The sequence below is a fragment of the Gimesia sp. genome (genome assembly GCF_040219335.1).
Lineage (GTDB): Bacteria > Planctomycetota > Planctomycetia > Planctomycetales > Planctomycetaceae > Gimesia.
Map to the genome: position 1 here is coordinate 58614 of NZ_JAVJSQ010000010.1, position 24483 is coordinate 83096.

Annotated in this window: 17 protein-coding genes and 1 pseudogene; 13 read left to right on the forward strand and 5 right to left on the reverse strand. The window is 42.3% G+C overall.

The genetic code is table 11. The features are described from left to right. The first annotated feature begins 9 nt into the window (after nucleotides 1-9). The 9 genes from RID21_RS09355 (at nucleotide 10) to RID21_RS09395 (ending at nucleotide 15802) form a co-directional block, all read left to right on the forward strand. A complete protein-coding gene (locus tag RID21_RS09355) occupies nucleotides 10-2661 on the forward strand; it encodes a DUF4357 domain-containing protein (RefSeq protein WP_350188370.1) in 2652 nt (883 codons plus the stop codon). Next, nucleotides 2651-3970, forward strand: a complete 1320-nt coding sequence (locus tag RID21_RS09360; protein WP_350188371.1) for an McrC family protein — start codon at nucleotides 2651-2653, stop codon at nucleotides 3968-3970. The genes RID21_RS09355 and RID21_RS09360 overlap by 11 nt, the downstream gene beginning before the upstream one ends. 95 nt (nucleotides 3971-4065) lie before the next feature. Beyond that, nucleotides 4066-4863 (forward strand): DUF6946 family protein, encoded by a 798-nt coding sequence (locus RID21_RS09365; RefSeq protein WP_350188372.1) that lies wholly within the window; start codon nucleotides 4066-4068, stop codon nucleotides 4861-4863. A gap of 68 nt (nucleotides 4864-4931) precedes the next feature. Then, the gene (locus tag RID21_RS09370) at nucleotides 4932-5981 is read left to right on the forward strand and encodes a hypothetical protein (protein ID WP_350188373.1); all 1050 of its coding nucleotides are present in this window, start codon (nucleotides 4932-4934) and stop codon (nucleotides 5979-5981) included. 100 nt (nucleotides 5982-6081) lie between these two features. Beyond that, nucleotides 6082-7212, forward strand: a complete 1131-nt coding sequence (locus RID21_RS09375) for a hypothetical protein (protein ID WP_350188374.1) — start codon at nucleotides 6082-6084, stop codon at nucleotides 7210-7212. Beyond that, nucleotides 7212-7811 (forward strand): hypothetical protein, encoded by a 600-nt coding sequence (locus tag RID21_RS09380; protein WP_350188375.1) that lies wholly within the window; start codon nucleotides 7212-7214, stop codon nucleotides 7809-7811. Before RID21_RS09375 ends, RID21_RS09380 begins: the two co-directional genes overlap by 1 nt. Nucleotides 7812-7872: 61 nt before the next feature. Further along, nucleotides 7873-9438: a hypothetical protein gene (locus tag RID21_RS09385; protein WP_350188376.1), complete on the forward strand. Its 1566-nt coding sequence runs from the start codon at nucleotides 7873-7875 to the stop codon at nucleotides 9436-9438. Between the two features lie 131 nt (nucleotides 9439-9569). Further along, nucleotides 9570-12644: a DEAD/DEAH box helicase gene (locus RID21_RS09390; RefSeq protein ID WP_350188377.1), complete on the forward strand. Its 3075-nt coding sequence runs from the start codon at nucleotides 9570-9572 to the stop codon at nucleotides 12642-12644. Next, nucleotides 12641-15802 carry a sacsin N-terminal ATP-binding-like domain-containing protein gene (locus tag RID21_RS09395; protein WP_350188378.1) on the forward strand — a complete coding sequence of 1054 codons (3162 nt, stop codon included), beginning with the start codon at nucleotides 12641-12643 and terminating at the stop codon, nucleotides 15800-15802. The genes RID21_RS09390 and RID21_RS09395 overlap by 4 nt, the downstream gene beginning before the upstream one ends. A 133-nt stretch (nucleotides 15803-15935) precedes the next feature. Here RID21_RS09395 and RID21_RS09400 read toward each other — a convergent pair whose 3' ends face one another. Further along, nucleotides 15936-16226, reverse strand: coding sequence for a hypothetical protein (locus RID21_RS09400; RefSeq protein ID WP_350188379.1), 291 nt, complete (start codon nucleotides 16224-16226; stop codon nucleotides 15936-15938). A 791-nt stretch (nucleotides 16227-17017) separates the two neighbouring features. Here RID21_RS09400 and RID21_RS09405 point away from each other — a divergent pair. The 3 genes from RID21_RS09405 (at nucleotide 17018) to RID21_RS09415 (ending at nucleotide 19897) form a co-directional block, all read left to right on the forward strand. Continuing rightward, on the forward strand, nucleotides 17018-18727 hold the full coding sequence (locus RID21_RS09405) for a hypothetical protein (protein ID WP_350188380.1): 1710 nt from the start codon (nucleotides 17018-17020) through the stop codon (nucleotides 18725-18727). Between the two features lie 404 nt (nucleotides 18728-19131). Continuing rightward, entirely contained in the window at nucleotides 19132-19530 is a 399-nt protein-coding gene (locus RID21_RS09410; protein ID WP_350188381.1) for a hypothetical protein, read from the forward strand. Then, complete coding sequence (locus tag RID21_RS09415) at nucleotides 19523-19897, forward strand: hypothetical protein (protein WP_350188382.1); 375 nt, start codon at nucleotides 19523-19525, stop codon at nucleotides 19895-19897. The genes RID21_RS09410 and RID21_RS09415 overlap by 8 nt, the downstream gene beginning before the upstream one ends. Before the next feature lie 142 nt (nucleotides 19898-20039). Here the strand turns inward: RID21_RS09415 and RID21_RS09420 are convergent, their stop codons facing one another. From RID21_RS09420 to RID21_RS09430, 3 genes and pseudogenes are all read right to left on the reverse strand, one after another. After that, nucleotides 20040-20690, reverse strand: a complete 651-nt coding sequence (locus tag RID21_RS09420; protein WP_350188383.1) for a hypothetical protein — start codon at nucleotides 20688-20690, stop codon at nucleotides 20040-20042. 90 nt (nucleotides 20691-20780) lie between these two features. After that, on the reverse strand, nucleotides 20781-22568 hold the full coding sequence (locus RID21_RS09425; protein WP_350188384.1) for a recombinase family protein: 1788 nt from the start codon (nucleotides 22566-22568) through the stop codon (nucleotides 20781-20783). A gap of 75 nt (nucleotides 22569-22643) precedes the next feature. Continuing rightward, nucleotides 22644-23303, reverse strand: a pseudogene (locus RID21_RS09430) (magnesium chelatase domain-containing protein); the annotation flags it as partial. Nucleotides 23304-23610: 307 nt separating this feature from the next. Here RID21_RS09430 and RID21_RS30695 point away from each other — a divergent pair. After that, complete coding sequence (locus tag RID21_RS30695; protein ID WP_002645378.1) at nucleotides 23611-23709, forward strand: 50S ribosomal protein bL37; 99 nt, start codon at nucleotides 23611-23613, stop codon at nucleotides 23707-23709. A 92-nt stretch (nucleotides 23710-23801) separates the two neighbouring features. On the opposite strand, the gene RID21_RS09435 is transcribed toward RID21_RS30695, so the two are convergent. Further along, nucleotides 23802-24446, reverse strand: coding sequence for an RNA polymerase sigma factor (locus RID21_RS09435; protein ID WP_145192921.1), 645 nt, complete (start codon nucleotides 24444-24446; stop codon nucleotides 23802-23804). Nucleotides 24447-24483 lie beyond the last annotated feature (37 nt).

The following is a 24483-nucleotide window of genomic DNA, read 5'->3' on the forward strand; positions in this document are numbered from 1 at the left end:
ATTATTTCTGTGACATCGACTACAGATGAATACGAAATCAAAGGCAAAGATTCAGAGGGTAAAGGTATCTTTACCGATGAGGGATTTATCGTGAAGAAGGGCTCGATAGCACGGCGAGAAATTGTTCCTTCTGCACAAGACACTGTCCCACCAGTTCACCAGCGTCTCATTACTGAGGGTGTGCTAGAGGAACAAGGTGATAATCTTCTTTTTGTCAAAGATCATTTGTTTAATTCCCCCAGTGGGGCTGCCGCCGCTATTCTAGGCCGTTCGGCAAACGGTTGGAAAGAATGGAAGCGAGCTGATGGGCAATCATTGAGTGAGGTCAAACGAATTACAAGAGACAATACAACTCCACTTCTTTATGAAGCGAGTCGTAAACAGATCATCGAACGTCACCGACAACTTGAAGACGAAGGAAAACTTAGAACCAATCAGCAGCTTGATAAAGAGTACGCACTATTTAGTGAACGATTTGGTCCGTCGGTCTTACAAGGGCTCGATGGTGAGGTACTTTTGAACTTAATTCACGATCACAGTGATCGTGACAGCCTCGTTTACTGGCTCGAATTCAAAAACGATGAGGAATTTGAAACCCGAAGGTTTGGCAGTATTGCTGGTGGGAGTGCACTGAAATTTCGAATCTTTCGTCGAAAAGAAACTGGAAATTGGCAAGCAGGAAGCAAACAGGGAAATCGTCCAGAAGACATCTCGATTGAAGAAGCAATCGTTTATGCTCGTATTCATCGTGATCAGCTAATCAAGGGGTGCGAACTGCTCAATGAATTGCCCATAAATGCAACGGACGACGATTATGCAGAGTTTCAAGACCAGATGGACGAGTATGCCCCAGACGTGAGTCGTTTGGCATGGGGGCATAAGTATTTCAGCCTATTATTTCCTGATAAGCTCGACGATTATCATCGCCCTGATTATCAACACTTTCATCTCTTGAAATTACTTCAATTACCCCCGGAAGGCACAGGTAGGTATATCTGTGGTGGACGTTTTGTTGCTGCTGCCAACGAAGTCGGTCTCAGTATGAATCATTTAACATCCACATTGAACGCTGTTCACGGTAGATTTCATCGCTATTGGCGGATCGGTACAACATCAGGAACGACTGGGACAAGTTACTGGCAGATGATGCGTGAGCGTAGCTGTGTGGCTGTGGGGTGGCCAAAGCTGGGCGACCTTTCTTGGGTTGAAGCCAAGAAGGAGTCACGTCAGCAATTAAAAGAACTCATAGAAGAAAAATATCCGAGTCATCATACAAAAGTAGGACGTGAGTGCTCTCAATTTGTTCAGTTTGCCGCTGAGATTGCAGAGGGCGATATTGTTTTAGCGGCTAATGGGATGAAAATTCTTGGGATAGGTCGCGTAGTAGGGGAATACGAATTCGAAGCTGAATTCGATTTTCCCCACCAGAGAAAAGTTGAGTGGCTGTCCGTTGATGAATGGCAGATGCCTGAATCTAGTGAGGGACTACGATCAACAGTTCGTGAACTTCGAAAGTTTAATGATAACCTTTTGCAAATAGAACTTATAATTTATCAAGCCAAGCTAAGAAGCAGAAGTGGAGTTGAGGAAGCTCCACCAAAAAAGACAATTCGTCTTTCAGGGATTCCCGGTCGCATACAGTCTGTCTTGGATCGAAAAGGCCAAATAATTCTTTATGGTCCTCCCGGAACTGGAAAAACTTATTGGGCTGAAAAGACTGCGAACGACCTTGCCGCAATCTCTTCCTTTGGAAAGCTATTCGAATCACTCAGCGAGACTGAAAGAAAGTCCGTTATTGGTGATGGTCAGGAATCTGGACTGGTACGTCTTTGCTGCTTCCATCCTGCCTATGGATACGAAGATTTTATTGAGGGATATCGCCCCGAGACCATTAATGGACAGGTTTCCTTTAAACTTAGAGATGGGGTGTTTAAGAAAATGTGTCGGGATGCCACTGACTCTCCCGGACAAAAATTCTATCTGATTGTAGATGAAATCAATCGAGGTGATATTCCACGAATTTTCGGTGAGCTGCTCACCACAATGGAAAAAGATAAACGTGGCAAGAGAATTGCTTTACCTGTCAGTCAAGAAATATTTTCCGTGCCTCGCAATGTATTCCTGATAGGCACCATGAACACAGCAGATCGGTCGATTTCGCTGCTCGACGCAGCTCTTCGTCGCAGGTTCGGCTTTGTCGAGATGATGCCCGATGGGAGAGTTCTCAAAGACTCTTCTGTTTCAGGAATCCCTTTAAGAGCATGGTTTGATGCCCTTAATACTCGAATTCGGGAACATGTTGGTCGTGATGCTAGAAACCTCCAGATTGGACACTCTTATTTAATGCAAGGAGGTAGTCCTCTCAAAGACTTTGCATCCTTCAAGCGTGCCATTCGAGATGACATCATTCCCCTGCTTGAAGAATATTGCTACGAGGACTACACAACACTCGCCACAATTCTTGGAGATCAGCTTGTAGATTCCATGGAACAACGAATCTGTTCTGATTTGTTTGACGACGGCCAAGAGAGCGACCTCATTCAAGCACTTTTGTCACCCTGCCCTGAAATCTCTACATCTTCCGAAGCGGTGTCTTCGGAGGAATCTACATATGATTCAGAAGTAGATGAAGACGAGGATGGGATAATAGATGATGAGTAAAGATGTCGTTTCAATATCTCTATCTGAATGGGAAACTCAATCACCTGCGATAAGTACGGATTTGGTCGGTTCATTTCTGGACAGTTCCCCCAGTAGTCAGCGAGTGGTCGATGCCTTAAATAGAAGTCGAATGTTACGACTCACTGAATTGAAAAATGGGACAGAGGTCTCATCTTTTTCTCACGTTGGACGAGTCCGTATTGGCGACTTGAACATCACAATCCTTCCAAAATTGAAGACGGCTTCTCTACTAAGATTACTTCGCTACGCCTACGGGTTTCGGCGTCTGGAATTGTTCAACGATTCCACTCACCTATTTGACCAGTGCGGCTTTGAAGACCTACTAATCAGTCAGCTAAACGCCGAGGGGCAGGAGCTTATTTCCCGAGGGCTACAAAAAACATATCTTCGGCAAGATGAGCGACTGGCTTCCCCCCGAGGACGAATCAATATCGATCGTTTAGCTTTAGACATCGGAACAGCCACTGCTACGCTCCCATGTCAGCATTTTCCACGAATTGAAGACACTCTTCTAAATCGTGTCTTGCTGGCCGGATTGAGGCTTGCAGGATCAATCGCAAGTCTTCTTGATCTACGGCGTGAGTCGAGACGCTTGGCATCATTGATGGAAGAACAAGTGTCACGAATCAATCTTGATGCTACAGTCCTAAATCAAGCTGTCACAAGACTAACTCGCCTTTCGACTTCATATACCCCGGCTTTATCGATCATACGTCTTTTGGTCGAATCTCAAGGGATTGTTTTAGAAGGCCATACTTTAAAGACCACCTTGCCGGGATTCCTGTTCGATATGAATTTGTTCTTTCAAGCTCTTCTATCCCGATTCCTAAAAGAGAATTTGGTGGATCATACTATTCAGGATGAACACGGGCTAAAAGGGATGATGCGATACAATCCTAAATACAATCCACAAAGTAAGCAGTCCCCTACCCCTCGACCAGACTATGCGATCATGCGACAAGGGAAGCTAGTGTCATTATTGGATGCTAAATATCGAGATCTTTGGGAAAAGTCACTCCCACGTGAGATGCTTTATCAGCTAGTTGTATATGCGATTAGTAATCGGCAGCAATTACAGAGTAGTATTCTGTATCCAACAGAAAATCTGCACGCAAAGGAAGCAAGGATTAATGTTTCTGATCCTGTTTACGGTAAACACCTTGGTCAAGTGTGTTTGAGGCCGGTCAATCTAACTCAAATCGAAGAGCTGGTATCTTCTAGTACGGCTGTAGCTCGAAGAGAGCGAGAGAAGCTGGCAAAACGATTGGCATTTGGAGCAGGTACTTAAATTGCTATCGAATTATGGGAATACGGAATGCCAAAGTGTCAATTTTAAGTTGCCGTTGAGTTGCAAATAATATAGAAGCATGAGAAAGCAATTACATGAGTTTTCATTTCGGAATACCTAATAATTCTAAATCTATACAAAATGTAATAAGTCATTACAAAAGATCGGAGTTTTATTCAATCACCCGTTCTACCATTCCACTGCTGTCCTTACTCGCTCACGATCAAGACACCTTTGACTCCTTGATTTCTGAAATTGAATTTTCTTCTAACTATCATACCTACCTTGAATATACTATTTCTCCGAGACTAGGTAGAGGGAAGGCCTCCCATACAGATGCTATGTTGATAGCTGGGAACTCGTCACTCGCCATTGAAGCAAAATGGACAGAGGAAATGTATCCGACTGTGAGCGATTGGATAAAGCAGGGAATAAATAAACAGAACAGAATAGATGTGTTAAATGGATGGCTGACTTGTTTTAACCAACATCTTGGAGAACCATTTGATCCCGATGATTTCCTCACTTCTATTTATCAGATGATCCATAGAGCTGCATCGGCGGTCGAAGCAGGTAAAAAACCATCCATTGCTTACTTCTTATTCAAAATGAAATCGCTCACCAAAGGAGCAACGACTGATGAGATCTCCAAGAAACTCAAGGAATTATGGAATCTCTTAGGTAAACCGAATTCTCTTAACTTCTATGTTGCAGAAATTGAAATAGAGCCAACCGATCTTTATGAGAGTTTGCAGGTGGATGCATCCTCTAAGTGTAAGGAAGAGATTTCCGAAACTATCATTGATGCACTCCAAGGTAATGATGCTCTTTTTAAATATATACCGCGTCCCGTTATCAAAATAGATGATTCTGACCGGGAGGGAGAGTTTTGAGGATTTACGGACTAGATTTCACAAGTTCTCCCCAAAAAAACAAGCCACTAACCCTCGTGAAATGTACGTTGATAGATTCTTTACTCACAATCGAAAACTTCCATGAATTCGGATCAGATTCTCAGTCCCCATTTGAAGACTATGGCGATTGGATCAATAGCCGTGGAGAGAAATGGAATGAAAGGGAGTGGATTGCAGGAATAGATTTTCCATTTGGCATGCCCCAGCTTGCAATAGCCTATTTTGGATGGGCCGATGATTTATCAAAATGTTCTTGGGAGGATTATGTTAAAAAAATCTATATTGCTCATCCGACGTTCTCTAAATTTTGTAAAGAGGTTACAGACTGGACCTATCCAAATGAGATGAGTGAGGCAGGGAATCCGGTCAAAGTGCAGGCGAAGCGAATCACGGACCAAGTATCTCGCTCTCAAAGTCCGATGAAGGTGAAGGACAATCCATACCCCGGGGCCATGTTCTACATGGGCTGTAAAGAATTAGTCGAAGCGGATATCTCAATCCCGCCAGTGCGAAGTGGCAAAAACAATAAGAAAGTTGTTGTCGAAGCCTACCCAAAACTTGTAGCGTTGCAATTTATTCCAGAGAAAGAGCAATTCCAAGAGTTACTACAGAAAAAGAATATTAGAAAAGAGGATCAAAAAAATCTTTCGCCTGACGAATTAGAAACAAAAAAGAATATCAACAATGAAATCAAGGAGCTATCAGTCAGAGCGAGAAGAATGTTGCGATACAAAGAAGCCGGTGAAGATGAGTTAGCAAGAGACAACCGCCAAATGATCATTGATGGGCTTAACGAGTCCGATAACCCATATGGTGTGCGTGTAGTTTTCTCTGATGAAACAAACAAGAAGCGATGCATTGCAGATACAAAAGCAGACCTACTTGATTCTGTTCTCTGTGCGGTTCAGGCTTCTTGGGCTTATAAGAAAAAAGAGTCTGGTTATGGCGTACCATATTTTGATGCTGATGATCCCGTAAAACGACAGATTGAACTTGAAGGGTGGATCACTGATCCTGCACTTCATGAGATATTTCAGAAATTAGAGCCCGGTTTGACTTCGAGTAATTTAATGCCAGTGAATATGGATGATGAATGAAATTGACAAGGGGGCAGATGGGTGATCACACAGAATGAGTTATTCAGCGTATCGATGTCATTAAATATTAACAGATCTGATTTTACCTTGAGGATTACGAATGTGGCGTGCTAGTTCAGGAACTCGTGTTTTAACTGATTCCGAGTGGCCTTTATTTGAAATTGGCCTTGATGAACTACGGGTGATGGTCGAAGACGACATAAGCTACGAAACTGATGATACAGAAACTGGAGTAACTGCTTTCGACAGACTCACTCCAGAACAAAAGCTCTGCCAACTCGCCAAAGTGGGGATAGCACTTCGTGACAAGACGGTTCCGGAACCTAAGCTAACGGCGGTCAGCGAAGGGACTGTAAAGGCTGTGTTCAATACTGTCAGGAATGAACTCCTTTATGAGATTGATACAGCCAAGGATGATTTGGTAGATGAATTATTTCACACAAGAGAAGCGATATTGAAAGCTTCTGCAGAAGAAGACGACAAAGATGATGAACTGCCTGACTTGAGGGAAGGCGATCCCACAGAATGGATGTGGTTATTTGAGGAAATAGAGGATCGGATATTATGGGATAACGACCATGCAAACGAAGATGCTTTCCTTGACCATCCACGCGAGGAAGCAAAGAAGCTATTGGCTATGTCTGGTATAGATCCAGATTATTTTTTGTTTATTCCAGAAGAGCCGACTGAATCAAGTTTGATAAAAGCACGTCAGATTTTGGCAAAATTACTTTCATTGCCCATTCCCAATGATGATGGTCTTTACCCGATCCTCTACGATCATTTCCACGACATCTCAGTTGGGAGAATTTGTGAAGAACATGAATCGCAATGGAATGATCACCCTTGGATTTCATTCAGAGATCTTGTTCATCCAGAATGGGATTGTAAATATGATGAATGGGTAAAATTATTCTCTTCTGATCTTCCAGTGACGGCTTTTACTATCAAATCGGACACTTCGCCTGACGAACCATTACTTTCCGATGTATCAGCCGTGAAGGCAGGTCAACGTTGGGTCATAAAAGAAGATGACAGTTACTGGTGTGATTTACTTGACAATGGCTGGATTGATGAACCTGACAATGAATTATTACCTCCGTTGACTTTTGATTCAGAACAGGAAGCTATTGCTGCATATAACCAAGCACGACTCATGTACCTAGATCGTTCAGAAAGAAATGAGCATGCCTTGGATTTAATAAAATCATTTACTAACGAAGGAACCTGATGCTTCCAGATTATCCAAAAACAAAAGAGTTGTTGTCTGAAATGTTTCATGAGCGAGTAAAGACAGTTCAATATCAAAAACTAGGACTATTTTCTCAAATCAATCCTACACAGCTACACGAAGGCATAAAATGCCATTTGTATCGCGATGATGGGTCATTTGAGGACATTGAGTTAAAGCAAATTCAAGCATCCGTCAGCCTTGAACAGAATATTCAGGATCTTGAAAACATGGACGTCGAGAAAGTTGCCGATTTACTTGATAATCTGGGAGAACAGCTTGCTGGTGAGCAGGTCAGTCTAATAATTCAGGAGTTAGATAAAGCTGTTCATGAAACGGGCAATATTGCAAATTCTGATCTTCCATTTCTTGAGCAATTCTTTGATTCAGTGCAAAAAATAGATTTAGATTTTGATGTCAATGGAATACCGATTATGCCCCAATTCTTAGTTGGTTCAGATGAAACAAGAAAGAAAATTGAAGAAACACTATCCCAAATTGAATCTGATCCAATGCTTCGAGTGCGTTTTGATAATTTAATCGAAAAGAAAAGGCTGGAATGGCGTGATAGAGAGGCTTCTCGAAACTTGGTTGGATAAGGCCAACGAACGGTCCTTTCAAATTCCGTTTGCTCACTGGTTGGCATTCAAGGGATACACGGTGCTGCACGTATCACGCCATTGTGCGATGGAGATTGGGAAAGACGTAATAGCAATAGCTCCCGACGGCGTTCCTTGTGCGTATCAGCTAAAGGGATTGGATGGTGGAATGATGACTCTATCCAAGTGGCGGGACGATCTGGGAAAACAACTTCATCCACTCGTTCATGCGAAGATAGTACACCCTTCATTGAACACTTCACAGCACCATCGATCGTATATTGTAGTCAATGGTGATTTTCATGAAGTTGTCCAGAGAGAAATCGATGACTTTAATCGAGGTATGATTGATGCGGGTCAACCAGAAAGAGTTGTTACCACTATAGTCAAAGGTGAACTATTTCAAGCCTTCAATGAATTACAGTCAGAATTTTGGGCGACAAATCTTAATGATTTGAAAACTTATTTAGAACTGTTTCTCGAAGATGGATCTGGCCCCCTCCCTAAGCAAAAGCTAGCTTCTCTCTTACATGACGCTCTTCCCTTGGAGCCAGCAAATAAAAAACGTCCTTCAAATAATGAATCGGCACGTTCCTTAGTTGGAGCAGCGGTTATCTGTTCTGCGGCTATTTCATCATTCACCCTTGCTGAGAATCATGTAGCAGAGTTTGAGGCATGGACAATCTTCTGGTGTTATACAATGGGCCTTGCAGAAAAATGGAAGACTCCATTTAAAACCATAGAATTTGCGGCTAATTTAGCCTCTGATTCTATATTTTCTTCGCTTGGGCGATTGTGCGACGAATTAATTACTCGGGAACATTATTTTGAAGGTGACCCTCTTCTTGATCGCCCCGTCTATGGTGTAAGAATGACTCAGCTTTTGGGTTTAATGGGCCTTTATGGTTTACTTTTACAAAATAAACTTCGAACCAATGAAGGGGAGACTGACAGACAACACTTAGATTTTGCAATAAAGTTTTGTGAGATGCATAAGAATAAGCTTTTACTCTGGGGAGAGTATGCGATACCACAATTTCTCGCTTGGAATTACTTTCGTAAAACGTACGATGCCACACCAAAAGGTGATTTTTTTTACTCAACTTTAATCAAAACGATTTGTCGAAAGAATAACATCGATAGCAAAAACACGCTCCCTAATGCTTACTACGATGCAGAGGCAATCCTTCCCTATGAGTTGGGGTTAGCAAACAAACCACTAAACGATTCTTTTAGCAGATATTCACACTACCTCGAAAGTTTAATGCATCTATTCATTCGAGGAAATTACAAGCAGGAAATGAAGAGTTTATTCCCTGATATTACTCAAATTGGATTCCGGTATTTTGATCCGGGGGACATGTGGAGATACTTTATGTATCGAAACGAGGATTGTGGCACAGACATAACTAAATTTCTTGTTCCACCACATAAATGGGAAGATTTGAGGCGTAAATCAGAGGAGTCTAACGGTGACGAAATACCATTTCTTCTAAAAGAATATCCTCTTCATTATTTGACGATGCTTCTTGTTATGCCATATCGGGTAAATGCAAGTGGTTTGCGATGGTTAGACACAATTCTACAAGATCAGATACAAGACAAATCATGGATGATGAATGAGTAATTATTAAGTCTCATTTTCATGAAATGTAATGATATTCATACTACTGGTCATTCATGCGAAGAAATCCATCATATTTTCGAACCAGTATAATAAAATATTGTTAGAAGCTAATTGCCAAGAATGAACAGTAAATGCCGGACTCACAACCTTTCCATCTGGGACAGATCGTTCGACTGAAATCCCAGCCTGATAAAATCGGTGCAGTTGTAGAAGTAAAAGAGTCAGACCCGGAATATCAATACACCGTTTTTATAGATGGAAAGCTATCAAGCTATTTTGCTTCACAACTAATTGCTGACAAAGAATCCAGTCAAAGTAAACAGATTCTGTCAGTAGCAGAATGTAAGGCTCTTCTCACTGCCCGGTTGATCAACCATCCAAGCACATCAACTCTCTACTCATTAAATGCAGCCCGGGTTGATTATGTCCCATATCAATACCGCCCTGTGCTTCGTTTTATCCGGGCAGACCGCCCTCGCCTTCTGATCGCCGATGGGGTTGGTGTCGGTAAAACGATTGAAGCAGGCCTGATCCTTCGGGAACTACAAGCCCGCCAAGATATCAACTCTGTATTAATCATATGTCCCCGACCACTCATCACGGAGAAAAAGTGGCAGACAGAAATGAAGCGGTTCGATCAGGATTTCGAACATTTCGATGGTAAGATGCTTCGTCATTGTATTTCCGAATGTGATCTTGATGGAGTATGGCCGGAAAGACACCAGTTTGGGATCATTCCCTATTCGATTCTGAATGAAGAAATTATCACTGGTACTAAAAAAGGTAAGAATTCAAAGAAGCCATGCTTACTGGATCTCGATCCAGCACCTCATTTTGACCTTGTTATTGTGGATGAAGCCCACCGGATATCAAATCCCAACACTTATGGTCACGAGGCTGTTAAATATTTTTGCGATAATGCAGAAGCGGCAATTTTCTTGACTGCCACTCCCCTCCAGCTTGACAATGGCGATCTCTTCTCAATCTTAAATCTGTTGAGACCAGATGTGGTTATTGATCGAGATAGCTTCGAACACATGTCAGAGCCGAATCCGATGATTAATGAGGCAGTGAGACATGCCCGTAGTGCCTCTGCGGAATGGCAGATCAGGGCCCTCGACTGTCTGAAAAAAGCACAATCAACATCTTGGGGGGCCTCGATGCTTATCAATAATCCCGGAGTTGATGAAATCACCGATAAGCTATCGTCTGCTGAAATCACAGAACAGGATCGTGTTAAGATCATTGATCAGCTTGAAAACTTACATTCCTTTTCTGGAATAATAAACCGTACCCGTAGACGTGATATTGGGGAATTCACTACGAGACGATCCAATACTGTGGAAGTCCCGTTTACTGAGGCTCAAAAGTCCTTGCATGAAGCTCTATTGAAAGTGCAATCCGACATTCTTGCGGATTTACATGGCTCCAGATGTGTCAACTTCATGATGTCAACGATTCGCCGACAGGCAGCCAGTTGCCTGTATGGTTTGGCCCCCTTCATTGAAGACATCCTCACACGCCATATCAGTGAAGAAGAGCTATCAGAGGTAGACATAGAAGACTATGAGGTCGAATCAGATGAGCTTAATACAATCGCAAAGAAAGTTCAGTCCGTCATTTCCATGGCCAAGATGCTCGATACGAAAGACCCCAAACTTGAGAAAGTGATTGAACTGGTAAAACAGAAACAGATTCCGAAAAAGTATCCAAACCATAGAGTAATGATTTTCAGCTCTTTCAGGCACACATTGCATTACCTTCAACAGGGACTGATGGACGCCGGTATTAGAGTTGGTCTCGTTCATGGCAATGTCCCCGACGAAGATCGTACTGCGATTCGACATCGATTCGAGCAGCCGAAATCTGAATCAGAAGCCCTTGATGTAGTCCTGTTTTCTGAGGTGGGATGTGAAGGTCTCGACTACCAGTTCTGTGATTGCATCATTAATTACGACATTCCTTGGAATCCCATGCGTGTTGAGCAGCGTATTGGACGAATTGACCGAAACGGTCAAAAGAGCCAGTTCGTCAGTATCTATAATCTGATCACACCGGGGACTGTCGATGCTGACATTTACGAGCGGTGTTTAATGCGAATCGGAATATTTGAACAGGCTGTTGGTGCCAGCGAAGACATCCTTGGGAAAATCACCAAAGAATTAAATGAGATTGCGATTAAATCAGAGCTGACTCCCACTGAACGACAGGAACGTCTTCGGCAACTGGAAGACAATGAAATACGGAAGCTTCTGGAAGAAGAGAAGCTGGAAGATCAACAACACGAGTTCTTCGGGATTTCAGTTCCGTCGCAGGATCGTTTCAAGAAGGATGTCGAAAATGCTTCGAGTTACTGGTTAGAGCCAGAAGCAATTCAAAACATGCTCAGTTCATATCTGGAGTCGGTCAGTGATTCAGCAGCAATCCTTGGAAAAGGTGAAATCAAATCATTGCGTCTAAATGAAAATGCACGTAAGAAAATGCTACAGGATGCTCGTGATCTTTCCAATAAATCCGATATCCACCAACGCCAATGGGAAAAATGGCTGAAAGGAAACGATCCTCATTTACCAATCACGTTCGATGGAGAATCAGCTAATGAAGACCGTACGGTCCAGCTATTAAGTCCAGTACATCCATTGATACGTCAGGCCGCCCATTCATTTGAATTACAATCAGATCCTGAAATACACCTCACGGTAGCCGATAAAAGACTCCCGAAAGGAGTTTACCCTTTTACCATTTATCAATGGGATTACTTTGGCATACGAAAAGATCTGGAACTCAAAGTCATTTCAGAACATGAAACCATTTCCAGTCATTTCTTCGAGCTATTAAAGAATGCTACTGATTCGAATTCGGGCGATAACATTTCAGAAAAAGATTTAAGCACACTTGAGTCACTCCATTACATCAGTTGGAAGTCTGCCCTCGAAATCCATCGAGCAAAGGTTGGTAAACTGGCAGAATTTAAACGGCAGAGTCTTAAGGCCAGCCATGAGGGTCGTATCGCAATGCTGAATGATCGCCTGCGGTCAGCAACTGACGAGAAGATTCAAAGAATGAGAGAGGCAGAGATTAACAGGGCGAACCTTGAGTATGAGGAAAGATCCGCTGAATTGAGCAGCAGTGCTGAGAATCCAGATATCAGATATGAGCGGATTTTAGTTGGAACGATTGAAACCAGAAATGGAACAGCCAAATGAACAAAGAGCATAACGTTCTAAAGGAAGTAAGAGATCATAGAAATAATCTAGCATCTACTTTAAAGGATTATCCGGGCATTTGGGAACACTTCGAAGACTTTTATCCAGACGATGCACATTTCATTTATGAACTATTGCAAAATGCTGAGGATGAAAATGCTACATTGGTTTCTTTTTCGTTAGAAAATGACCTGTTTATTTTTGAGCATAATGGCGAGCCATTTAGTGAAGAAGATGTTTGGGGAATTACAGATATTGGAAGGGGGGCAAAAAGGGAAGATGAGGAAAAGATTGGCCGCTTCGGAGTTGGCTTCAAATCTGTATTTGCCTTTACAAGTTCGCCTTGCATTTATTCACCGACTTATAGTTTTAAATTAGAAGAAAGAGTTTTACCTGTTGAATTACCTAGAGACGATTCCATTGGGGGGAACACTCGATTCGTTTTTCAGCTAGGAAGTGAAGACAAGACCCCCGAAGAAGCATATGAGGATATTTACAAATGGCTAAGTGAGCTATCAGAACTTACGCTGCTTTTTCTATCTCACCTTGAAGAAATTCAATGGCGTGATTTACGGTTTCAAAGAATTCGTCACTCAAAATATCATTATGAGGTTCGAAAAACACAGAAGAATAAAATTGTAAATTCACAACACTTTTTGCGATATTCAGAGCTGGTGAGTGGACTCAATTCGCAATACACAAGTGTTGCCTTCCCCCTCTCTCTTTCAGAGGAAATAAAACAATTCGATCCTCAAATATCGTTGTCTGACCAATTTAAAATAACAGCAGCCGATACGGGAACAGTGTTTGTATCATTTCCCGCGATTAAAGAGACTTCTGGGCTCAACTTTCACTTGCATGCACCTTTCATCACTGGGCGAAGTCGAGAGTCTGTTAAAACAAACCACAAGGACAACGGCCCCCTTTTCGAGCAATTATCACGACTTGTTTCTGATTCACTATTTCATATCAAAGACTCCAGCCTTCTTACAGCAGAGTTTCTAGCAGTATTACCAAACAAAAATGATCGCTTAAAGGAGCCATACGCCAAAATTCTTGAAGACATTTTAGATACGATGAATGAACAACCGCTTACGCCTACGTATAACAAAGGCTATGCCCCCGCTAAAACTCTGGTTCAAAGTAAAGCATCCTTAAAACGATTGCTGACAAAAACAGACATCAAATTCTTATCAGAGTTTTCTGAACTTGATAATGAAAGACGAGAGTGGGCGATTGGTATTTCACAAAGGAATTCTCGATTAGACCACTTTCTCACCTCCCTCGACATGGCCGATTGGGACGTTGATGACTTCATAAGGCTTTTAAAAAATTATGCAAGTGAACCTGAAGGCTGGATGAGACCGAGTGAAGAGTTACTGTGTTGGTTGAAATCGAAATCTGATAAATGGATGCAGTCATTGTATGCATTCTTTTATTCAGAATTAGAAGATACATACTTATTTCATCATCTTGATAGACTGTTGATAGTAAGGATGAATGATGATTCGCTAGGGACAGGTTTACGCTCATATTTTCCTGATGATAAAAAACAAGGCGATACCATATTCCCCCGTATTAAAGAAAGTGTTTATTGTTCTGGAAAAAACAAAAAGGAACAAAAGAAGGCCAAAGAATTTCTTGTAGAAATTGGTGTTACCGAGGTCGGAGAGTCTGATCTAATTAAGTTAATCCTAGATGAACGATACGCCGATGAAAATACTCCTGATGAAATTGACTTCAAAACTTATGTTAGTCATTTGGAAAGATTCATCAGGCTTGTAGAAGAATCTCCAAGATGGAGTCGCATATTCAGTGAATATTACATTTTTAACTGTAATGATAATTGGGTTCAGCCATCTGACGTTTATATTGACTCGCCATTCAAAGCGACTGGTCTATCCAGTTACTATGATGCACTTGAGAAAACTAGAATCCGTTTATCACCCCGTCATTATCCTCTTTCCAACAAATATGAAAATCTGGAGATCAGCGTTGGGAGAATAGCAACATTTGCAATTGCTGCAGGAGCAAAAACTAAAATATATCCACATAAAAAGACTTGTTTTTTAAACCCAAGATGGAACTGGCTTGAAAGTGTCCAAGGTGAGAGGTACACGTCTTCTGGTTATAATGTTGATTACGATATTCGAGGGTTAAAAATAATCCTTAAAAAACCGACTCTGGAACTTTCTCATCTAATCTGGAGAACGATGTGTTCGTTGCCAGAATATGATAATTATTTGAAAGCATGTTACCAAAAGAACGCAACCAACGGTGCAAGACGTGCAGATTCACAGTTGGTTCATACACTTAAAGATGCATGTTGGGTTCCACAAACAAATGATACATTTGTTAAACCCTCGGATGCAGCAATTGAATTATTACCCGATGGTTTTCCGTATGATTCCGGTCAAGAATGGCTTGAGGCCATAGATTTTGGAGTCAATGGCCGAATCAGACTTGCCAAGAAACAAAGAGAGCAGGATTTTGCGAAAAGATTAGGTGTTTCTTTGGAAGACATTCAGTTTATCAAGAACAACCCAGAAAGGTTTCAGCAGCTAAAAGAAGAAACTAAAAGAGAAGCTGCAAATAAAAATACCATTTCTAACTCTAAGTCCAGAAACCCAGAACGCCGTAAACAAAGAAAAATTGAACGCTTGAAAGTGGCACCATCTAAAGAAACCGTCGAGAGGGTCCGTTCAGTCCGTGTCTATTCTCGATCTGAGTATGACCATCATGCTCTTCTAGCTTATTATTTTGATGAAGAAGTAGATCAACCCTTTTGCCAAATATGCTGTCATGATTTCCCTTTTGTAAATCAGAGGGGAGAAATTTACGTTGAGTATGTCGATGTTCTTGGAAAAAGGTGGGCTGACAGTGTTGGTGTGATAATCCCTGTGGATACAGATCTCAAAACAGTCTTGTGTCCCGTCTGTAGTGAAATATACAAACAATACATCCATAAGGATCTCGAAGCACAAAAACAATTATATAACTACTTGCTGGAAGACCATGAGGATAATTTCATTATTTGTGATCGAGATAAACGACGAGATGGAAAGGACAATAGAATTAGGTTTCATAATACACATTTAGATGGCATTAGAGTCTGTCTGGAGTCCCTTCCCAATCTGACAGATTCTTCAAACACTTAATATGTATATAAGTAAATCTTCATCATTAGGCAGATCGTGTAATGAGTCATTCGTGGCGATGGTAAAGATTAAGTCTTGAAATAGAATATTGCCACATGCCCTTTCATGACCATGATGACCGAACGTTTTAATCTTATTCTTCTGATTCCTCAGTGCTAGAATTCATAATATTACGAGTTGCTTTCAAAAGATTATCACGAATCTCACTATCTTCCAGAAACTTTTGAATCACTTCACTATCAATAGATGGAGATTCATCTTGCACCTGTAGGCGGCGAACCAAATCTTTTAGTTCGGACGCACTATTTTCATCCAAATCACTTCTACTGTCTTGATCTAAATGATGTTTCAGACGCTCCCAAAACACATTCGAGTGTATCTGATCTAAGATCGCCTGATAGTCATCTGGCATTCCTTCTGTCATTTTTTGTTCTCTCTATAGGGCTGACAGTTCAGTTTTTATGAATGGGCTCCCCAGACTTACGAGCGTATCGTCAACTGCACTGCGAATCCTTCTGTTGTGATTCCGATATCATCAAGTGACTCGACACATCGTCCTGACTCAGAATCAAATAGAATCAGATTTTCCATTATAATCATGTCTTGAAGCAGTTCTGTTATATCCTCCAGAGTTAAATCGATACTGACGCCATCCTTCTCGATTGTCCATAATGTTGTAGATTGAATTTTCATTTCTGTATTTCTACCTTCTTCATAACATGTGGGCGTAATTTGAGCCCAGAAAAGAACAAATGTTGGTGGTGCCAAATCAAGCGAGATTTGGCGGACGCTTTATAGCTCAAACATTTGAGCAGAAGCGTGCCTGTAGAAGAAAGTAAATCAATGTAATTCTTGGTAATTCGGAGAGCGAATATTAGCAGAAATGATATTTTCAATCCAGAGGAGTTGGAATCACGATTTTTGGACCAAAAATTAAAACTGTTTTTTGAATGCAAAAGCCCTGCTGATTGCTCAGCAGGGCTTTATTGTCGTTATTCAAACGTGTCTCTTGGTGATTTCGATGAGGAACACAGAAAACGAACCTACTATATAGTAGTGTGCCGAATGTGATTTTTTACTGGAAAAAATAAAAGCCGTTCAACTCAAAATAGTGAATGACATTTTTATGAAATGGTCACAGATTTTATGCTCATTTGGCAAAATTCTCATCCTAAAAAATAGAGCAAAGCACTATTATACTTATGGTGATGAACGATGAGTAAAATTAACGAAAAACCCAAAACACAGAAATATGACTTTGACTACGAAGCAATCGAAAATCAATTAGCGGTTGCAACGGCTGATGCTATGGCCCCATATATCTCACATCAACATTGGGGTATCGACAAACGACACAGGATCACGAAAGCAGAGTGGGTTGCCTGTACTCAATATTATCAATTAAAAACTGAAGGAGTTGTAAAACCAAAAGTTGTAATTCGTAACACTGATGGTTCTGCATGGCACAATTACCGCACGGGCAAACTAACCCATTACAACCCCTTCATCAATTACCAATCAAAGCTCTGGGGAGCCGACAAGATAAATCCCTGCATCAATGGCGATGAATTACACTATTACATGTCGCCCACTCGGGTTGGTCGTAAAATGGCTTACTTTGATTTAGATGCTCATGATGCGTTTCAAGATGATTTAGACGACGCAGTGGAACTGCTAAAAAAATTGTTTGGGGATGTCCTGTATTATCGCCCTTCGCATCGCGGATATAATGGCTGGCTCAAATTTAATGATGCTCCCACAGCCAAAGAATACAATTCAGTATTGGCAAACACAGAACAGGTATTGAGAGCAGTTTTTACTCAGGAAAACATCAAGACCTCAATTGAGATCAAAGGCAGGGCTGTCTGGGGCCGTGTCGAACAATGGACAGATCGACGGTCTCATTTGGCGAAGCTGCCTTATTGGAATCACAAATACCCCTGTAATAAAAAATCACCCGATGATTGCTGGGACTTCGAAAGACTCGAAGCGTTTAAATCAATCAATGAGGCAGTATTTGCATCATTTGAGACAGGAATTGAAAAGCTTAAACAACAATTAAAACCGTCAACATTACAGGCATCAGAGAAAGCAAGTGATGTTTCAACTGACGTGTTGCCTGCTGACGCAGGCACGCTGACGGCGGGGCCGTCAGACGTATGTAATGAGCCTACGGCAATTGGATCTTTGGAAGAAATCAGTAACATCCCAAATGCCTTTGTCAAAAATCGCACATTTACTTTTTGGTGTAACACAACTGCAGGAAGACCTCACTCAGCAGCAGAACTGCTTGAGTTAGATCGTCGACACAACATTTTTAATGGTGATTGGGAAGACGGACTGCAAGAGCGAATCAAAAGATACAATGATATTGCTCCCTTTGCCGCTCGCGGTTTTGATCCTGAAAAATGCGGGAAGCCATCACAACGTCCAATACTTGATGCTGCTCTGAAAGAGTGGAGAGGTAAACAACACAAGTTTTGTAAAACGTCTATTGGGTATTGTGGTAATCAGGCCGTTAAAGTTGACCGCTCTATTTTGGTAGGACTGGCTTCAATTATCCAGACAGCATCAAAACCAAACAGAGACTGCTCACGTGACAGCATCCAAGGCTGGTGGGAAGAATTGGCAGTTGAAAGCATTATGCCTGAATGGTCAGTTTATACATACACAGCAGCACGGTCTGTGCTTCATAGATCAGGCATCATCGGCATAGATCACGATAGATATCAGTATGTTCCTGATGGTCGGGGCCAATGTAAAGGAATCTGGGTCAAGACAGAAGCTTTAGTTGGAGAAAAGGACTATTCCTATCCCACACAACAGAGTGTCAATCACTCTGCTTTGCATAAGGGTTATGTAATAAAGATAACGGAAATAATAACCCCGATTGATGATTTTGAGGCTGGCAAGCAGCCTCCGTGAGCTCCAGAGGTAGTAAACAACAAAGCAACTCTTAGAAAGCACACATTTTTGAATGGCTCAACAGGGACATTACGCACACAGCCATAAATCAAATGCTGTTGCGGCAAAGAAACAACCCTGACTCAACTCTCCATCCCTCAACCACACCATTCCAGCAAACCAAAATCAAGAAGAGATATCAGCCTGAGATTGTTGAATAATACATCTTCTACTGAGTGTGAACAGCAGAAATTCCATCGGTTGGAATCAATTACATTTTTTCACATTAATAATGTGATCTCAGCATTCCTATTAAGCTTGTAGGATTTCAGGACTTTTTATTTGGTCTAAATAGGCACCGGAATATCAACATTCATAAAATATTGTCTCTTCAAAAACATACAACATTTGAAAAGGCCAATTAGATGTCTTATGAATTCCCGTTTCCACGCCAATGTTATGTTTTGTATGAAACTGCAAATCATCCAGTAATCACAATGAGTCCCGATAACAAACGTTGTTATATGCATGTGTTCGAGCAGGGGATATTTTATCATTGGAAGTCTTGGGTATTGGAAGGTCAACAAAATCTTTCTTTGCCAGATGTTGAGCTAGTGAAAGACCTTGATGCTGAGTCTTGTCTCAAGATGATTGACTTGGAAGACCCGAAGGAAATCAGAAAAACCATGGATGCTGCAGATGAGCAGTTGTATGACGGTTTTTTGCTGTGGAAGACTTCGACAGGAAAAGACTTCTCTGACTGGCATTATAAACGTAGTGATATTGAGAGAGAAATCGAAGAACGGAGAGATAGAAATGTCTGATATATTTGATCAATTCGAGGTAGGTCAACTGCCAGAAGAAATCAGTTACTTATTCCGTATAGCAGAATCAAAAGGTAATCATCCATTTCGGAACATGATTCTTAGTGTGGAGCCTGTTAAATCACCGTCAACAGGCACCCTATCTGCATTTGTTTTTGCGACTGAGGACGATGGCGTCGAGTGGCTTGAATCACACCCCCAGTACAACAAGCACAAAATAGAGACAACTTCACCTGATGTGTTCATCATGGAAGTTGAGGATTTGAAAACAGACAGAAAAATTGAAATTGAGAGTTTAAGTCTGTGGATCAAAAATTCTGAAAATGAATGGAACGAAATCACTAAGCCTCTGACAGAATTCGAATGATCGATTTTGTGTCCCCAAAAAATTCCTTAGATAAAAGGGGCATCCAAGAGTAGTGGTTTGCAAATCAGGTATAAAAACAACAAAGCCTCTGTGAATCAGATTGACTCACAGAGGCTTTTCGACGTGCCTGCCTCTTTTTGTATTATTGTTCTGTCCAATCATCAGACATTTTAATGTTTTCTGGTGGAGCCTCACACCAGCTACCATAATGATTCAGCTCAATCAGCTTTTCTAGTGCTTCCTGCTTGTTGAATTTTTCAGGGCTTGCAGCTTTGGTTCTTTCATAAAATTCCTGCTTGTCATAAACAGTAATTTCTCTTTGCATTGCTCCACAATCAATAACCTTATTGTCAGATTCCAACCAAGCGTGCCCTGTATGCTCTGTCGGATTTGTGCTCACATAGCCATGTACTAGATATATCTCACCATCATCAATATCTATTCCTGCACCATCAATTAAAGCATCAAATGCAAACTGAAAACAATTACCATGCTTCCTGCTTGCGTTATAAATCTTTCCGTCATCTGGCACAGGTGGGAAAAATGCTTTGATTTCATCATCGTCAATTTCGTCAGGGAAGTTTGCGACAATATAAGCCAACATCTCGATTGGCTGATCATGATCATAATTCTCTTCAACCTGCTCCCATGTTTCAGCAGTCAAATCTAAGGATTCAAGCATGCTGTCAATCACTTCACCTGCTGATAATGTTTCACCGCGATAGACAACCGGCTCTTGGCATGTTTCGCTGCCGTGGTCACCGCCGCAAAAATTACAAACGAATACTGGCATTGGTTTTTCCTTATTTGGTTTTATAAAGAGGTTTCAAATCACTTCTTTTTCTTACCAATCAGAATATTTAGTCTTTGGATATCGCCTCATTTAATCATCGAAATCTGTGTGGCTAATCGAGTCATTACCGAAGGCGATAACACCGGTTTTTCCAACTGCTGCTTTAAACAATTGAGTTTCAAGATTTTTCACTGTTTGTTCAACAGACCTTGCTTTTAGCTCAATCAGTCGGGATTGCAGATACTTTTGAGTGTTTTTTTTATGAATGGGGTAATCTCCATCATAACCCCCAGATGAGATGTACCTAGATCTGTGAGTGTTGCAGAGTATCATTCGCTTTTTACCATTCTCAAAGGTCAATCGAATAAATGCCTGTCGATAATGCCCGGCCTTTAAGACCAGCACATCAGCACGTTTCACAATATTCAAAAAAACGTTCCTAAAACGTCTTCTATTATCATCTAACGGCTCACCACCATTTTGTATTAGTTCAACCAAATTATGACAGTCTTCACTAGTAGGTGATGAACTGTGCAATTTCTGCTTTAGTTCATCAATCAGCTTTTCTGCACCTTGTTTTTGTTTTGTCAGTCTCTTTGCAACCGGAAATAATATGTCTATTTCATCAGCATTTTCTGCATTCTCAATTTGGGTCTGGAGCTTCAAGATTTTCTCATCGATTTTTGCCAGTTTCAATTCAGCCTCTTCTAATTCCTCGTACTGATTCTCTCCCCCCTCCGGCAGAAGATCAGCAGCGGATATTTTTGCCACCACTTTCAATATCGCCTCTTCGAAAGCTGAATAAGAAAATGAAATATATTCACTGCTCTTATCTGATTTCGCACGACTAGAGACGAGTTGTTTACCTCCCGACTTTACGCCTTTGTTTACGATAATCATTGATGATTCTGTTTTGACGTCAAAGATTATGCCACGAAATAGATTTGAAATAGTTCCATTTATGCCCGTTCTGCCTTTGACCGATGTCCGCTTGTCTTCGATTATCTTCTTAACTTTGTAGAAATCTATTTCTTTTATGACAGGTGGGTAATAATCAGTAATAGGATCACCAATCGGTTGACGTTTGCTTTGATCCTCATTTGATTTCCCCAAATGAGGCTGATACTCCCCGATTAAAGATCTTGACTTTAAAATTTTTACTATGCTTGATTGTCTCCAATATTTTGCTTGCTGTTTACCTCTCCCAATCGTCGGCACCTTCTCAGCATTTAGGTTACGAGCAATACTGCTTGTGCCGTGCCCTGAAAGATACAGCTTAACAATCTTCTTAATGGTTTTGGCGTGTTCATTGAAAACGAAATTGTTCCCCTGTTTTTCAATCCATCCCGGAACACGGCCAGAGATTTTGATTCCCTCTGCAAGCTTCTCTCTTTTCTCGCTCCATGCTTCGCTTAAACGTTTCGATTTTAATGCAGACTCCTCGTAAGCACGTGAGATAATGACAATAACGACAATCAGTTTTACTGTGTCGTTCATGCTCGAAGTATCAAATCTCTCTTCCGGCTCAAGGGTAACAATAGATATTCCTTTGGACAGAATATCCATAAATTGGGCTAAAGCAGTTCCAACGGCCTGTCTGGATAATCTGTCCAAAGATTCGACAATCAAAACAGAGCCTTTTTTGACTCTGCCATCTTCAACAGCATCCATAAAAGCTTTTAATTTTCCTCGTGAAGCATTGTCGCCCCGGAAGGCAGAAACACCTCGATCAGTTAATTTGAGACTGTCATCGAGAAAATATCCGTTACGCTCGCACCACCGATCTGACAGTTCTTTCTGCCGTCTAAGGCTGTCGCCCTTTAACTGTTCCGGGCGTGAGAATCGAATGTAAGAGTATGCGATTTTCCTTCGTACCATTTTGATGCCCCCCTAATTAGTAGTACATTTGGAACATTATATCTGAAACTCCTGCTAGGGGGTATAATGATATCACACCAACAGATGATGCATACCGGCGGCAGCGACGGTGATGGCGCGTTTGGCGTATTCCTGTCCTTTCACATCGCTGTAGTCGATATCGTAATGGCCGTGTTCTTCGAGGGCGTTTTCCCAGCTGAACTCGATCGGTTCGATGGGCAGCGTTCCCGTATAAAAGCCGACCGCTTCGGCCAGAGTCCCAACCGCGTAGACATCCAGACCATCGACGACCGCTGCTTCATCGGCATTCTCGACAGGGACGAGCAGCCCCTGCTTCCCCTGTTCACGGGCAGATAAGGCCATCGACAGGGCGCCCCGAATGGGGCGAATCGTGCCATCCAGGGCCAGTTCTCCCACGGCGGCGTAGTCTTCAAATCGGTCTGAAGAGAGTTGTCCGCTGGCCGTTAACAAACCGAGGGCGATCGGTAAATCAAAGGAAGCGGCGTCTTTGGGGAGGTCGGCCGGGGAGAGGTTGATCACAATCCGGTCGATCGGACGATTGTATCCGCTGTTGACCAGAGCCCGTTCGATCCGGTGAGTGCTTTCTTTGACGGCTGCCTCCGCCAGCCCGACCAGAATGGTCTTGGGCAGCGCGCCGGGCGAGATATCGACTTCGACTTCCACCGGCCTGGCATCGATGCCAAACAGGGAATAGGTATAAAGCTTGGCCAGCATATACGGTCTCTGTCATCAATGGGGATTACTTTTATTATGTCCAGTGTTCAATTGATTCAAGCTATGCTACCGGAAAACGGAACACCAGTCCACATGCTCAGCCTGATATGCGGCCAATTTCGGGTTAAATAACGGGTCAAAACCGGAGGATTTCGGTAAAGCGTCTCTGATTTTCAGTGGAATGGCTTTTTTTCATCCGATACTTTGACTAGAATACCCGACCCGTTACGAAAGAGATTCTGCAGACCTCATCAGTAATTGTGTGGTCTTAATTCATATAATTTGAAGACCATCGAAGGATAATGTCATGGCTAAAACACAGCGTAAACTGAAAAAAGCAAACCACGGTCGCCGTCCTGCCAGTGCCAAAGCACGCAAGGCGAAACGGAAGCACATCAAGTTTTAAGTTGATGTCGCAGCGTTAGTTGCGGATCCGAGAAACATGAAAACCTCGTCCGGGATGTTCGGATGAGGTTTTTTTGCTGCGCCCAGCGAGATTCAATTCAGCCCCAGTCCCTGCAAATCGGCATCGAGAATCTGGGCGGTTTTGATGGCATCCTTCAACTTGCCGACCACAAAATGCTTATGATTGGCAACCGCCTGCTCAGTAATCTGCAGCGTGGCAGCGACTTCTTTATTCGCTCTGCCCGAGACGAACAACTGCTCCATGCACTCCAGTCGCTCGAATTCGCCGTTCTTGATCCAGCCCTGAATCAGATCTGACAGGCTTTCGCAGATGACCTGCTCCTCTTTGCTTTTACGCTCCTTGCTCCGTGCCAGACTGGAAGCCACACGGGTCCGTCCTGCCGGTTCCCGGTAGCTTTCCCGCTCACCATTTTCGTGGGGGAACAGGGGGATCGTCGGGCGTCGTCCCTGTTTACGCAGCAGGTCTGTCAGCTTATGCGAGGCGATGGCGAACAGAAACGATTCCAGCGGCGTATTCGCATCGTAGTTGGGAATGCTGATCAGAAAGCCCATGAAGGTTTCCTGGACGACATCTTCGCTGCTGGCACGATTCCGCAGGCGGCTGTCGACGAATGCCAGCAGTCGACCTTCAAAACGGGCGATCAGCTCGGCCCAGGCGTCGGAGTCGCCTTGCCTGATTTGTGACACAAGGAGTTGATCGGCTTCGTCAATCGGCATGAGAGCTTCGTCGGTTTCCGCAGGAATGAAGAAAGTT